The sequence below is a fragment of the Vibrio sp. QJM3NY_21 genome, from assembly GCF_057785975.1.
Window position 1 is genome coordinate 1,301,694 of record NZ_CM173513.1, and the last position, 14,629, is coordinate 1,316,322.

The window sequence follows — 14,629 nt, forward strand, 5'->3', positions numbered from 1 at the left end:
AAGTCAGAAGCCCATCTCAAAGTGAATTTCCTTCGATAAATGATTCGTTTGGAGATAAAACGTTCACTAACTCTTATTTACTCCATTTTATCGTCTTTTACATTACCAATAATATCTATTTATAGCGCTGCTAAATCATCAAGTTAATGAACGGAAAATGAATGTTTGCCTAAGACTTGGTTAAGGCTTGGTTGGTTAATCTTAGTGTTAATTAAACAACAGAATGAATAGGTGAAAATATGGAACCGGTAAGCATTGTCGTAATTACTCTAAACGAAGAGAAACGCATTAGCCGCTTAATGGAAGAGTTGAGTGTGCAAACCCACCAAGAGTTTGAAGTGATTGTTGTTGACTCCAACAGTGAAGACAACACAAGAGAAGTGGCACAAGCTTATGAAAACGCGTTACCAAAATTGACTGTTCATCATATGGAAAACCGTGGTGTGAGCTTGGGCAGAAATACGGGTGCTTCTTTGGCTCAGTACAACAGAATCCTTTTCTTGGATGCTGATGTGAGCTTACCTCGAAACTTCCTTGCGAAAGCACTTTATGAGTTGGACGAGAAGAAACTTGAAGTTGCAGGCGTATACATGAGCTCGAAAGGTTTGCCACTCGTGCACAAGTTTGGCTACGGGTTGTTTAACGCAGGCTTGTTCACTACACAGTTCTTTTTCCCGACGGCGATTGGTGCCTGTATTTTCTCGACTAAACGTGCGCATGATGAAATCGGCGGTTTCGATGAAGATATCGTCCTGTGTGAAGACTGTGACTACGTAAAACGTGCGAGCAAGACATGGCGATTTAGATTTCTGAATATGACCTTTGGCTTTGACCCACGCCGATTAGATCAAGATGGCGTTGTGAAGACAGGCTCAACTTACCTTAAGGCGAATATAAGACGTTTCTTTAAAGGCGAAATGCGTAACAACGAGATGAACTACAAGTTTGGTCACTACAAAGAACAGTAAGTATTGAGGTTGTTATGTTTGATGGACTAGGGCTGTTTCTGGGGGCATTGGGTGATGCTCTCATTGGTCCAAACCTATTTGTACCGGGAGAGCCCTTCTTTATCGCTGCGGGCTTTCAACTGTATTCAGGTGCATGGATGGCATTGGTTTTGGTGATGCTAGGTGGTTTTCTTGGTGACCAACTCAGTTATTTCATTGGTTATAAATACGGTGCTAAGGCGCAACGAAGGCTCATTAAGTTTCGTCCTAAAACCAAAAGATTAATTGCGCGCTGCCGCTATCTGGTTGCTCGCAAAGGCACATACATCATTCTTTTTGCTCGCTTATTAGGGCCTATCGCTTGGGTTGTGCCATTTATAGCTGGCTCGCATCGTGTACCGTGGCGTAATTTTAGTGTGTTGGCGTTGTTCGGCTTGGCTCTTGGTGGTGGACAGTTCATTGCTTGGGGCATGTTACTGGCGCACGGCGTTGAAAACTTTCCGTGGCTTAATCGTCTTAATATATTTATCTCTGAGCATAATAGCTTGATCGCCGGTGTGTTCACGGTATTGGTCTTCACCATTATTGGTTATCGAATGAAGTGGCGACGCTTGGTGCTTAAATCCAGTGCGCTGTTGTTGGCGTGGATATTGTTTGCAAACTACGCTCACTTTTTCTGGAAGGCCGATGATTTTCAGAATCAGCAAGAGACGGTTCAAATTGAAAAAGTCGACTGGAATTCGGTGACCTATAAAGCATTCCCAGGCAAATCTTCATTCTACTCGGCACAAGCGATCAACGTAATTTATGTTGGAGTCACTCCCAGAGATTTAATGAAGCAATTAGGCTGGATAGAGAATCAAACGTTCTCTCGAAACGAGATTGAATGGGCAGGTTACCTCGCATTGCTTAGAGACAAAACGCCACCAGTGTCTGATTTGTATTGGCGAGACAAGCCACAAGATATGGCGTTTCAATTGCCGGGTAACTTGATGAAGCGCAGCCATATTCGCTGGTGGCGTGCTGGTGTTGATATTAAAACTAACCAGTCTCAGTGGTTAGGCGCAATTAGCTATGATGATGGCCTTAAAGTCACCCCTTACTCGGGTATTGTTACCATACTTCATAACATCGACCCTAATGTTGATGAAGAACGAGATAGGCTCGCTAATCAGATACGAACGTCACTGCCAGACATCGAGTTAGTTAAACACCCATTAGCAACGGTGGAAGTGATCGATGAAGATCATGATTACTATACAGACGGCAATATTCTTGCGATTGGTTGGCAGAGTTAGGTTTTAATAATGCGTGCAAGTTTAAAACAATATATTAACTAGCATCGTTTAAGTATGCGATTTGTCCGAGCCATTGTTTTGCTGAACTATCAAACTCCCCACCGACTAAAGACGTCAGCAACGGTTTGGCTTCGTTATATTCGTGTAGTTCAAAGTGAGCGATGGCTTTTAATAGTTGCCATCGTTGATTTTCCGGTTGCTGAGTGATCAGTTCTGCTATCAGTGAAATCGCACGTTCCCATTTCTGCTCTGAATAGGCTAACTGAGCTCTTGTCGCCAATACATTTGTGTTAGAAAGTGATTTCAGAAGCAGCATTGCTTTATTTCGCTGTCGTGATCGCAGTAAAGCATGAAGCCTTAATTGATCAACCTTATCTCGGTATTCAGGTGAGGGTATGAAGTTATTGAGTGTTTGGTATGCGAGTGCTGGCGTCTCTGAACCGATCTGCAATTGTGCTAAAAGAATACGCTGTTGCTCCGTAAGTTTTCCTAACCTTTTTACGACAGAAAGTGCAGTGATCGCCTGTTGCTTTTCTCCGTGCTGCACACTTGCTTGAGCCAAGCGGGACCAATAGATATCTCTGCTGGGAAAAAGTTCGGTAACTTTAAGCAATAATGCGTGTTCTTTGTCAAAATCTTCCAAGCGTTGATAACTAGCAAGTAGAAGCTGATAACGTTGCTCTGTTCCATCCAATGCTATCGCCTCTTTTATAATCGATGCAGTTTGTTGCCATTGCTCAATTTGATAAGCACTGTGTCCGGCAATGGTGTAAACCTCAGAGGTTTGTGAGGCTGTGAGTTTGCTTTTTTTTATAAAGTTCTCAGATAAATGTAAGTCTCGCCATTCATTGAATTTATTTAACGCACTAAGGTGACGCTGGTTTTGATAGTTGAGCTGTACCGCGAGGCGTAAAAGTTGTTCTTTGTTAGCAAGGTTTTCTGTGAGCATCAATAGCTCATTAGTTCTATCAAGCGCACACTTGACCATTTCAAGCTTCAAACAAGCTTGTAAATAAAGACTCTTGGTGAGCACTTTAGTTTCTGAATTGGCAGCTTGATGATTGTCGTGAAATCGAGCAAAACTATCAATGCTGATGTCATTGCGCTCCAGAAAACGGCTGAGTTTTTGATAGCGTTCAAAAGTTTCTACGCTTACTTGAGCGTGTGTCATGCAGCTAAATAAAGCCAAGCAGAGCAGAGCGACTTTTTTCATGATGTTTAATCCTCTAGGCTGTAATTTACAGTGACTTGCTGCCATTGCTCTCCAGACTTTGGAGGCACAAACTTCCAACGCATGACAGAGCGTAGTGATGAACGCAGGAAGACGCCTTTCGGGGTTTCTTCAACAATCTCATACTGGGTTGGTTCGCCTTGTTGATTTATTAATAAGGAGAAGATGATGTGGCCTTCTATGCCGTTGCGTTTTGCTTTGGCTGGGTATGTCGGTGAGATTTGGTAAGTTGGCTTAGCTACGACCACTTTTGTTTGAAAGTCGCTTCCTTGTTGCACACCTTGTCCGGAGTACGAAAAATCAAACGTCAAGTGGACATCTAGCTCATCACTCGGCTTAAACGTTACTTCTGGTAGCGTCACTAAGCTCTCCATATCGGGTATAGAGAAGTCCACCAAAGCTGGGCGGCTAGGAGCTGATGTGGGTGCTGAGGCGGCAACAATTGGCTTGCTCACCTCTAGGTCCTCTTGTTTTTTATGAGCGGAAATCGTTTGAATATACGTTGGGTGTTTGATCCGAGCTGGACTCACATCATGTGTTGAGATCAGCAAGTGTAAAAGTGCAACCAGCAAAAGATTGATGATCATAGCCGCCAGCAAGATACCAACCCACTTAGGTTTACTGGTCTTGGGTAGCGATAGCAACATTGGTGATTCCTGATAAGCGCAGTGTGTCAATAATAGAGATAAGTGTACCGGTATCTAAACTTCGGTCGGCATTAACTATTGCATTGATTGTTTGGCTATTCGTTACTTGTGCTTTCACCTGGAACTGCAATTGACTTAGGCTGATGTTTTGTCCGTTAAACCAAATATTTTGGTCACGATCGACACTTACGGTCAGAATTTTTGACTCGGATTTTAGTGTAGAGCTGGATGCGCTGGGTCTATCCACTTCTATGGTAGACTCTTTTTGAAAATTGGCGGACAAAATGAAAAAGATAAGAAGAATAAACACCACGTCAATCAACGGAGTCAAGTCTACTTGAGGTGATTCTTCTCTGTCTGTGAAGGGTTTAATTTTCATAAAATTTCCATTGATGTGTGTAGTGGTCAATGAGTTTTTGTTGTTGTCTTTTTAGATTGTAAGCTAGGTACATGCCTGAGAGCGCCGCGAGTAAGCCTGCCAACGTTGTTAACATCGCCTGGCTAATACCATTAGATACTGCGCTTAATACGTCGTCACTATTAAGTTGTTTGAAACAGTCCATCATGCCGTCGACGGTACCAAGCAGCCCAAGCATAGGAAGAATACGGACAAATAGATGGATTTGACTTAGCCCTGTATTTAGGTGGAGTCTAATTTGACTTGTCCATCCTTGCTTCAAGTAGCGGCGCTGCGTCGAACTAATGTTGGTGTAATGAGCCAACATTAGTTCAATTTTTGAGGCTAAGTCCATACGTCTAAGTACATGGAAGCGTGAGTAGCATTGAATGATTAGCCCCCACATGATCAGCGATATCAAACCGATAGACCACATAATAGGATGGTCTATTGGTAGGCGAGCACTCAATAATTGTTCTAACATGCTTTGCGTTTTCCATAGCGTATATCGACAACTAAACTGATGACTTGATGCTCTAAAATTTCGGCAAGTTGCATTGCTTGGTTTTTAACTAAGCAATGAATTATCAATAAAGGAATAGCAACAAGGAGCCCAAGCTTGGTTGTGAGTAGCGCCTCTGCAATTCCACCAGAGAGTAAGTCACCATTTGTTACACCTTGAGCTGTGATCACTGAAAATGTTTCAATCATGCCGCCAACGGTACCTAGTAAACCCATGAGAGGCGCAATTGCAGCTAATACGGCGATTGTTCCCACCCCTTTATGTAGCCAAGGCATCTCGCGACTAATGTTTGCATCTACCACATCTTCCATTTCTTGGTCGGTAGCGCATTCTTTAAGTTGAATGAGGACACGACCTAAAATATTCTGATCAGAAAGATTATTTAGCTTGGCGGTTTGGTGAGTAACGGCTCTTTTTTCTTTGGTCAGTGTGACTAAACGAGTGAAACCGATTGTAAAACCAACCACAGCAAGCAAAGCGATGAGTAAGCCAATAATCCCAGCAGCCATATAGGACTCATACCACCTAGGTTGTTTTGCGATAGCCTCAAAGCCTAAACCAAAGTTTGGGTCGATGATCCACTGATTCGGGGTTAAGTCAATTTGGGGCGGGGGAGTAATTTGTCGCCATTGCTTACGGGCGCCATCAAAGGTCAGCCAACCATACTCCACAGAATATTGACTAAACGCTCCTGTTTGCTGAATGTTTACACGTTCTACTTTACCGCTAGGCATTAATAGTTCGCCAACATATTCTCTAGGTTGACTGGCCTCTGAGAATTGTTGAACCATGATGAGCCAAAGCGTTTTGATGTTCGTGATATTGAATTGACTTTCTTGTATCGGCTTTGGTTCCTTAACATCAAACCAAGTCGCTAGGGGGGTGTTGTTTGCAACAAAGTTCCTTTGTTGAGCTGCAGTGAGGTCGATGACTTCAACAATACCTGCTCGTGCTGCTTCAACTTGTTTTTGTTTGTCGCGTAGTTTTTGTTGAAGTTTAAGAAGTTCTTCTTCAAGTTGTCCATTGCTCTGATTGAGCATTTTAAGCTGATACCGCTGCGCGTTGACTTGGTCACTAACTTCAGACAACTTGCTTTGTTTACGTGACTTTAGCTGTTGATAGCGTTGCACATCATTTTTGTTATCGCGTTCGACACGTTCAAAGATAGCTTGGAGTGTATCATACTGAGCTGGCTTATCTGATGTAGTCGCTCCCGCCGCTGGTTCAATACCCAACACTGTCATTAAGCTGACTATTAACATCACATAACAATGAGTTTTCCAGCTGCTTTGTTTCATGATTCGTTCATTTTTCATGACTATAGCGCCTTTGGAAGTGTTAGGAGTGGATATGCACTACCACCATTAAGGGCAGTGATTGCTTGGCGAAGTTGCTCAGTTTCGTTGTTTGTTAAAATTACCCATCGGTGCTCTTTCGAGTGCCATACGCCTGCTTTTGAAGCATCGAGAGACAGATAGTAGTACCCCAAACGTCCTACTCTTAGGTATTGAACCTCTTGAATAGGGGATAATCGGCCAAACCATGATTTTACTTGAGTGCCGTATTGGATCTCTGTTTGATACGCGATCAGAATACGCTCAAGTTTTTCGGCGTCGCTCAATTGCGGGTTATCTAAATCAGAGTTGATTTGTGTAATTCGCTCAAGTCTTCGTTGTTTATCGAAAGGAAGGTCCGCCTTTACAAGCGCTTGGAGTGTGTTGGTCATTCGCTCCAATAGGGGGTATAGGTTGACCTTTGTTTGACGAATATTATCCATTTCTTGGTCTAACTCATCGACAACATCCTTTAGCTGCAGCAACTGTTTGCGCAGTTGCTGATCATATCGTATTTGTAATCGTATCTCGTGATCTAAGTTTCTCGTTATTTCGCGCTGAAGCTGAGTTTGATCGTCGATGGCTTCAATATGCTTCTGAGTAGTGGAAGATGATTCAATATAATCAATTTGCTTTTGAAGGTTTTGATTAGTGATTGATGCTGCAAAAGATGTGTTTTGTAGAAATATTAAGCAGATTGCTAATGGCGTAAATCGGATTTGAATCATCAGTATTCTTATTGTCTTTGGTTGCTGTTATTTAAAATAACGATGTTTAAACGAGGGGAATGATAATTGTTTTTATTTATAAGGGAAGGGTTATTTTTCCTTGTTTTCTTGGTTTTTTAATTTAAATATTTGATTTTAAATGAAAATAAATTTTATTTTATTAGATAAATCGGAATGTCTGATAGAAGAGGTACTAAGTTTTAATCTTTTCTATTTTATCGATTGCCTTAACAAAATTAGATTTCTATAAAAATAATTATGTTAAAAAATTGTATGCCATTAGAGATTTAGTAGAGTTTTATTCTAAATGGTATTAATTATCATCTTCGTTTGGTCATATAAAGGTTTCAGAAAGGTTCGGCAGGTTTTATAAGCTTGGTGAATGTTAATGTTTTGCTAACAAAAAACGTGTAGCAGTGAATTCTTCTTTGCTTATAGGTATGTGTAGTGGGATTTACTTACTGAATAACTTATTGTTAGTATTAATGATAATTATTATCACTTAGAACTTTTGAAATGCACCCTTTTAATAAAACCATACTTGCCGCGACCATTGCGTCACTCTGTTCTGTGTCCAGCGTTTATGCGGAAACAGAACAAACATCGAATACTCAAGCTGATCTTACCGTTAGTGTCACTGATACAAGAGATGATGATCTTTCAACTAAACAGACGCTTGATGCTGATGATATTAAAGATACACCGTCATCAAACGGGAACTTGGCCGATTATCTTAAAGACAATCCAAATGTACGATTTGCTGGCGGTGATTTGGATGGTTTCCAAGGTGGAGAAATTAAACCTGCTTCTGTGTCTATTCATGGCGCAGATCCATCACAAACGGCTTATCTTGTTGATGGCGTAAACGTCAATAATGATCTTGATCCAAGCGGTATTTTATCTGGTTTGTTTGATGGAACGGCTGGCACTATTCCTAGCGTTAGTTCTGGGCAGGCGTATTACTTTGATGCGAATTTATTAGGTGGCGTAGAGGTTTACACATCTAATGTTCCAGCACATTTAGGAGGCTTTACGGGTGGTGCTATTGATGCTCAAACGCGCAAGTATAGCGGTGAAGATCGTGTAAGGTTGAGCTATCGCACTACTCAATCAGATTGGGCTGAAATGCAAGTTGATAGCAATATTAAATCTGATTTAGAAAATGCGGCTCCAAATGGATATGGCGCAGATTATCAACCTGATTACAAGAAAGACTTCTTCAGCGTTATGGCTGAACAGTCTCTAACAGACGATATCGGCATGGTTGTTGGTTTTAGTCGTCGTGAGTCAGACATTAATCAGAAGCGTTTAATTAACAAAGCCGGAGAAACTGATTTTAGGGATCATACTCGTCAGTCAGATAACTTCCTCGCTAATTTTAATTGGATACCAAGTGTTGACCGCAGCCTTGAAGTTGGATTTCGTCTATCTGATTATGAAGAAGGGAAATACTATGCAACTAACTTGGACGGAAACGTAAAAGATACGCATTTGGCTTATGGTTCAACTATCAAGTGGAATCAACGTCTTGATTCTGGGGCAATATCAGCGACGGTTATCTACGATAAGTTTCAAGATGAGCGCGAATCAAATTCTACTTATGCTGTTGTAACAAGTGACTTAGATAATGAAATGGACTACGAGGAAGGTGGCTATGGAGATAGTCAACTGACTCAACAGAATGTCGAGTTGAAACTGGATTACGATTTCGATCGTATGGAGTTAGCTGGTACTTCTCACTTGCCTTCTATTGGTGCTAGCTATCGAAAAACGGACTTTGATTTTAACCGTGATGAGGATGCAACTCAGAGAATTGTGACTTACTTCTACGGTATGGTAATCGACGATCGCACGAGTACTGCGAGTAAAGGTACTGTCTCTACCGACTATCAAGATTACGCATTTTATGCTCAAGATATTATTAAATGGAATGACTTTACATTCCGACCTGGTATTCGTGTAGATCAAGATGACTACCTTGAAAATACCAATATTGCCTATCGCTTCAGCAGCTCTTGGACTGCAACAAAGGATACAACGGTGAATTTGGGAGCTAACCGTTACTATGGCCGCTCGTTTGCAATGATGAAACTTGCTGGCGAAATCTTAAAGTTGAATGGCGATGAAACGCGAGATTACGAGTCGATTAAAAATCTAGATACTCAGTATTCAGATGAAATCAGCTTTAGTGTTGATCAGGTGGCCGGGAATTTCCTTGTGTCAGCAGGCTATGTGTATCGAAACTTTAGAAACACGATAGAACATAATGAAACTAGGGACGGTAATAAGAGAATTTATTCTTATTACAACGGCTCAAGCTTCGCAACCGATACGTATACACTTCAAGCCACCAATATCCTTCCATGGGTACTTGGTCCTACCCAATGGTCCACAACCGTGGGCATTGATTATTTGGTTACAGATAGATCTGACATCGAGGATCCTAACCAAACGGTTATCTTTGATGGCAAGTTAACGACCAAAGCTCAAATGGAAAAAGAGGTAAATAGCAACACAGAAGAGTGGGTTGCCCGTTTTGGTCTTGATATGAGGATCCCTAGCTATGATGTGACTTGGGCGAACAAAGTCTACATAAAAGCACCTGTTGATAAATATGAGTATATGTCTACTGATAGCAACAATATTGATGCGTATCGTCACTATGAATATGGCACTCATACTCAATGGGATACCCGACTACGCTACCAACCAAGCCTATTTGGTACACACTCTGCGTACGTGCAAGTGGACGTACTAAATGTACTTAACCAAGTTCGTAAAGATGAAATAAAAGCGAATCGACAGGGCGATTACGGCATGTACTCCCCAGGTCGTGAGTTCTGGCTTGAGTTAGGTTACGAATTCTAATCACTTCTTTTTAATTTTTTTGATAATAAGTGACCAGTGGTTTTCAGCTACTGGTTGCCTTGTCATTTTTGGTGAAATATGTCTAACCCATCACCCTTGTCTCTAAAAGACAAATCCTTCCTTTCTCAAGTATGGTCGCTAGCACATCCATACTGGCGCAGCGACGAGAAACGTATTGCTTGGTTGCTGCTCAGCCTTGTTGTTGGCCTGAACTATTTGATTGTTGAAGTCGCGGTTCTATACAGCAACTGGAACCGTGATTTTTTTAACCTAATGCAAAATGAAGAGTGGAATAACTTCTGGAATATGCTCGGTCAGTTTGTGTTGATCATGATGGTTTACACAGTGGTTGACTTGGCTGAGGAATACTTGAGAAGAGCACTGCGTATCCGCTGGCGCCGTTGGCTTACCCATACGTTTTTGCAAGAGTGGTTGGGTGGTAAACGTTTATACCGCCACCAACTTAGCTATCCCGATAGTGACAACCCAGATCAGCGTATCTCTCAGGATGTGAAAGACTTCTGTGACAAGACACTATCCATGGGGCTAGGTTTACTTCGCACTGTCACCAGTTTATTTTCATTTGTGGTCATTCTTTGGAACCTCTCAGGCAGCCTAACTCTCGAGTTTGCAGGCAGTGAATGGGTTATTCCTGGGTACATGGTATGGGTTGCGATTGTTTATTCCATCATTGGCACTTGGTTGACACACAAAATTGCCAAACGTTTGGTACCACTGAACTTTGAACAAGAAAAAAGTGAAGCCGACTTTCGTTTCCATTTAATGCGAGTACGAGAGCATGCCGAATCTATTGCGCTGCAGCGTGGCGAATCCGCTGAAAACCACCGCACCCAAAATCTGTTTGGTAAGGTATGGGATAACTGGCAGCAACTTACTGGCATGAAGCTAAAATATGGCGCTTTTACCAGTGGTTATAACGAGGTTGCGCGAATTTTCCCTTACTTGGTTGCCTCACCGAGATTGATGAGTGGTGCGTTACAACTTGGCGATATGATGCAAACTGCGACCGGTTTTTATCGCGTTCAAGAAGCCTTCAGTTGGTTCGTCGACTCTTATGAATCACTTGCCGATTGGCGCGCAGTGACTGACCGTTTAATCACGTTTCACACTCAATTAGAAGCACTGCCGGCAGCGAATGTTATGCCGCATTCGCACCAACCTGAGTGGCGCGATCTCAATTTGTATTCACCGGAACAGCAGCCACTACTTACAGAGCAAAGCGGAAATATTTCGCAGAGTATTACCATTAAAGGCTTATCTGGTGGGGGTAAGAGTACTTTCATTCGTTCTTTGGCAGGGTTATGGCCTTATCAAAATGGTGAAGTCAGTATGCCAGATGACAGAGAATGCATGTTCATTCCTCAGAAGCCTTATCTGCCGAATGCTAGTTTGCGCGACATCTTGTTGTATCCAAACAGCGAATCGACGTCTGATTCAGATCTAGTGGATGCATTAACGCTTGCTGGAGTATGCAAGTTTGGCGATAAGCTCGATTTCAATAGCAACTGGCAACAGAGTGTGTCAGGCGGTGAGCTTCAGAAAATCATGCTGGCACGCAGTTTGGTTCAAAAACCTCAATGGCTTTTCTTGGATGAAGCTATGTCGGCACTCGATCCTGAAAGTTATCGTTCAATTCGAGAAGTATTGAAGGTGCAACTCCCGGGTTGCTATATCGTCGAAGTATCACATCGCGAGAGTCACGAAGAAGAGCAAAACCAACTTATTTTATGCACACAAACACAATCGTTTAAATATTTATGAAGATTAACAAAATACTGATACTGGCAAGCGCGGCACTTTTGGGTGCTTGTCAGGTGATTACACCGACCAAAAATGTAGATGCGCCTTTGGACCTATCACAGACGTTGAATTTTGACAGTAATGTAGAAGTCGGCGAGCTTGAAAATGGCTTGAGCTATTACATTGCTGAAAACACCAATCCTGAATCGCGAGTTTATGTCCGCTTGGTCGTTAATGCAGGTTCAATGAGCGAAGACGATGATCAAAGAGGTGTCGCTCATATCGTTGAACATATGGCATTTAATGGCACAAAACATTATCCCGGGAATGAAGTCATTAAAGTGCTGGAAGAAGCGGGAATGAAATTTGGTGTCGACATCAATGCGTTTACCGACTTTGAAAATACGGTTTACACCCTTAACTTACCGAGTAACGATCCTGAAACTCTTGAATTGGTGATGGATGTACTTTCTGATTGGGCAAGCAATGTGACGATGCTTAAAGGGGATTTAGATGCAGAACGTGGCATTGTTTTGGAGGAGTGGCGTGCTCGATTAGGTCCAATGTTAAGGTTGGGTGATAAGAAAAGTGCGATTGAAATGGCTGGATCACGCTATGTTATGCGTGACCCAATTGGTGACCCTCACACCATTAAAAATGTATCAAAGTATCGAGTTGCGGACTTTTATACAAAATGGTATCGCCCAGACAATATGTCGGTTGTGGTCGTTGGAGATGTTCAAACTGAACAAATCAAACAGCTAATTACTCGTAAATTAGGTGATGCCAAAGCGCCTGATTCACCGTTAGAGACAGTTGATTACAGCATCCCACTAGTGGAAGGCTGGCGTAGTGAAGTGGTATCAGAGGAGGGGTACTCATCACCATCTGTGGAGGTCAGCTTTTTCTCAACTTTCCAACCAGATCTTAGCTACGCTCGCTATCAAAAGGATCTTGCCCATCAAATAGCGACGCGTCTGCTCAATGTTCGTCTTCAACGTTGGGAGCAAGATGAAGGTAACGTGGTCAACGCAGCTAACTTTTACTCGTCAAATGTAGGTAGAGAAACATCACAGGCGGTCTTCTCTCTACAACTTGTTGAAGGGCAATATGAGCAAGCAACACAAGCATTGTTTCAGTTTGTTGCACAGCTTACCCAGCACGGCTTTTCTAAACAGGAAGTACATGGAGAAATCCGTCGTCTAAAAGGCGTTATTGACCGAAACCAAGACAAAAAAAATTACAGCATCGACCTTGCTGGGGATCTTATGGTATCAGCAGCCAGCAAACAAATATTGATAGATAAAGAGCAAGCTTATCAACTTAATAAATACTTTTTAGACCGCATCAACGTTGATCAAGTGAATGAGGCTTTCCGACGAGTTATAGAACCTAAATCGCGTTTAGTTTTGTTAACGCAGCCAACCAATAAGCGACAACCTAAACTGGAGACTGAGTGGATTGAGAGTGAATGGCATTCGAATATGCTTAGCAAACAGCCACGATGGGCTATCGATGATAGCCAAGCTGTGTTGCCAGTTGTTGAACCAAAATTGGGGACACTCAAACAAGAGAAAAAGTGGGCGGAACATCGAATTACTGAATATCGCTTGAGCAATGGAAGTAAACTTGTATATCGCTATAGCGACAGCAACCCTGGCCAAGTCCACTTTAAGGCGTTAACTGAAGGCGGTTTACGCTCAGTTCCTCAACAAGATTATCAAGCCCTAAAAACGGCGGTCAGTCTGGTGGATGATACGGGTGTGGGTGTAGTCCCACAGGCTGATATTCAAACTATCTTCCGTGGCAACCCTGTTGTGATGTCGACATTGGTAGGAGATTACCAACAAGGCTTCTCTGGTTGGGCTAAGACCGACAGTTTTGAAAGGATGTTAAAGCTATTTCATTTAAAATTGGCGGTAAGTCCAGTATCGGAAAAGTCACTAAAAGAATATCAAGTTGAGATGGAGCAGCGTTTAAGTGGCAACCAATTTGACGGTGCAGACCGCTTTGTTAGAAAGGTCTCTGAGTTACGCTTCCCAGACGTCCCAACAGTGTATAGTGATAATGGTGAACAAGCGACACTCTATACAGCACAAGGGCTTAGCGATATTTATCAAGAATACATCGCGGGTAAAACAGATTACACCTATTTTGTTGTGGGTGATATATCTGCTCATCAACTTGAGCAACTTGCCGCGCGCTATTTGTCCTCGGTCGAGGTGAAAGAGTCTGCGAGAAATTACTACGAGCTTAGAGCGTCGTCGCCAGAAGTACGTTACAGCAAAGCTGATTCCAAAGAGCCGAGAGCAGAGGTCGAAATTTACTTAGTTCAAGACTCTCAGTGGCGACCAGATAATGCTTATTACTTGGAACTGAGCGGCGAGTTGGTTCAAGAGCAATTACGCTTGAAGCTTCGAGAGCAGGCCTCGGGAGTTTATGGTGTGGCAAGTTGGTTTTGGCAAGACAATTACAGCCCGCAAGCAGAAGGAAGAATCCTGTTTACTTGTGCTCCTGAGCGAGTGGATGAATTGATATCACTGACACATTCGGTGTTGAGTTCAGTCGCAATGCAAGGAGCCGATGAACAAGTGCTTGAGAATAAATTAGTTCAACGCGACGACCAAATTGATCGTTATCTGCACTCAGATTTAGGCATGTTAAATGCGATGGAACAATCCTATGTACTGACTGATAGCCCACGCTTGATTCAAGCACAGCGCCGAGCGAATAGTGAAGCAAACAAGTCGAAAGTTGATGGAATTATGCGTCAGTTTTTAGCTCGTGCAGACCGCTTTGAAGCTGTGTTGCTGCCAGAGTCTGTGACCAATTAGATTAACTAATCATTCAACAATCATTTAAGCTGCGCACACTTGTCACTCACTTGAACTTAGT

The 14,629-nt window shown here is 42.4% G+C and carries 11 protein-coding genes; 5 read left to right on the forward strand and 6 right to left on the reverse strand.

The window, feature by feature from the left end:
• The first annotated feature begins 239 nt into the window (after positions 1 to 239).
• Together AC3CID_RS05985 and AC3CID_RS05990 are read left to right on the forward strand one after the other, a co-directional pair.
• Complete coding sequence (locus AC3CID_RS05985; RefSeq protein ID WP_146458232.1) at positions 240 to 968, forward strand: glycosyltransferase family 2 protein; 729 nt, start codon at positions 240 to 242, stop codon at positions 966 to 968.
• Positions 969 to 982: 14 nt separating this feature from the next.
• The gene (locus AC3CID_RS05990) at positions 983 to 2,245 is read left to right on the forward strand and encodes an LssY C-terminal domain-containing protein (RefSeq protein ID WP_488527088.1); all 1,263 of its coding nucleotides are present in this window, start codon (positions 983 to 985) and stop codon (positions 2,243 to 2,245) included.
• 34 nt (positions 2,246 to 2,279) lie between these two features.
• On the opposite strand, the gene AC3CID_RS05995 is transcribed toward AC3CID_RS05990, so the two are convergent.
• From AC3CID_RS05995 to AC3CID_RS06020, 6 genes are all read right to left on the reverse strand, one after another.
• On the reverse strand, positions 2,280 to 3,458 hold the full coding sequence (locus tag AC3CID_RS05995) for a tetratricopeptide repeat protein (RefSeq protein ID WP_488527089.1): 1,179 nt from the start codon (positions 3,456 to 3,458) through the stop codon (positions 2,280 to 2,282).
• A gap of 5 nt (positions 3,459 to 3,463) precedes the next feature.
• Positions 3,464 to 4,123: an energy transducer TonB gene (locus AC3CID_RS06000; protein WP_146458225.1), complete on the reverse strand. Its 660-nt coding sequence runs from the start codon at positions 4,121 to 4,123 to the stop codon at positions 3,464 to 3,466.
• Positions 4,095 to 4,502, reverse strand: a complete 408-nt coding sequence (locus tag AC3CID_RS06005; RefSeq protein WP_146458223.1) for an ExbD/TolR family protein — start codon at positions 4,500 to 4,502, stop codon at positions 4,095 to 4,097. Before AC3CID_RS06005 ends, AC3CID_RS06000 begins: the two co-directional genes overlap by 29 nt.
• Entirely contained in the window at positions 4,492 to 5,004 is a 513-nt protein-coding gene (locus AC3CID_RS06010; RefSeq protein WP_171327487.1) for a MotA/TolQ/ExbB proton channel family protein, read from the reverse strand. The genes AC3CID_RS06005 and AC3CID_RS06010 overlap by 11 nt, the downstream gene beginning before the upstream one ends.
• Entirely contained in the window at positions 4,998 to 6,287 is a 1,290-nt protein-coding gene (locus AC3CID_RS06015; RefSeq protein ID WP_488527272.1) for a MotA/TolQ/ExbB proton channel family protein, read from the reverse strand. Before AC3CID_RS06015 ends, AC3CID_RS06010 begins: the two co-directional genes overlap by 7 nt.
• 74 nt (positions 6,288 to 6,361) lie before the next feature.
• Entirely contained in the window at positions 6,362 to 7,105 is a 744-nt protein-coding gene (locus AC3CID_RS06020) for a DUF3450 domain-containing protein (protein ID WP_488527090.1), read from the reverse strand.
• Positions 7,106 to 7,621: 516 nt separating this feature from the next.
• Here AC3CID_RS06020 and AC3CID_RS06025 point away from each other — a divergent pair.
• The 3 genes from AC3CID_RS06025 (at position 7,622) to AC3CID_RS06035 (ending at position 14,568) form a co-directional block, all read left to right on the forward strand.
• A complete protein-coding gene (locus AC3CID_RS06025) occupies positions 7,622 to 9,973 on the forward strand; it encodes a TonB-dependent receptor plug domain-containing protein (protein ID WP_488527091.1) in 2,352 nt (783 codons plus the stop codon).
• Between the two features lie 78 nt (positions 9,974 to 10,051).
• The gene (locus tag AC3CID_RS06030) at positions 10,052 to 11,755 is read left to right on the forward strand and encodes an ABC transporter ATP-binding protein/permease (protein ID WP_171313501.1); all 1,704 of its coding nucleotides are present in this window, start codon (positions 10,052 to 10,054) and stop codon (positions 11,753 to 11,755) included.
• The gene (locus tag AC3CID_RS06035; RefSeq protein WP_237290642.1) at positions 11,752 to 14,568 is read left to right on the forward strand and encodes a M16 family metallopeptidase; all 2,817 of its coding nucleotides are present in this window, start codon (positions 11,752 to 11,754) and stop codon (positions 14,566 to 14,568) included. The genes AC3CID_RS06030 and AC3CID_RS06035 overlap by 4 nt, the downstream gene beginning before the upstream one ends.
• Positions 14,569 to 14,629: the final 61 nt, after the last annotated feature.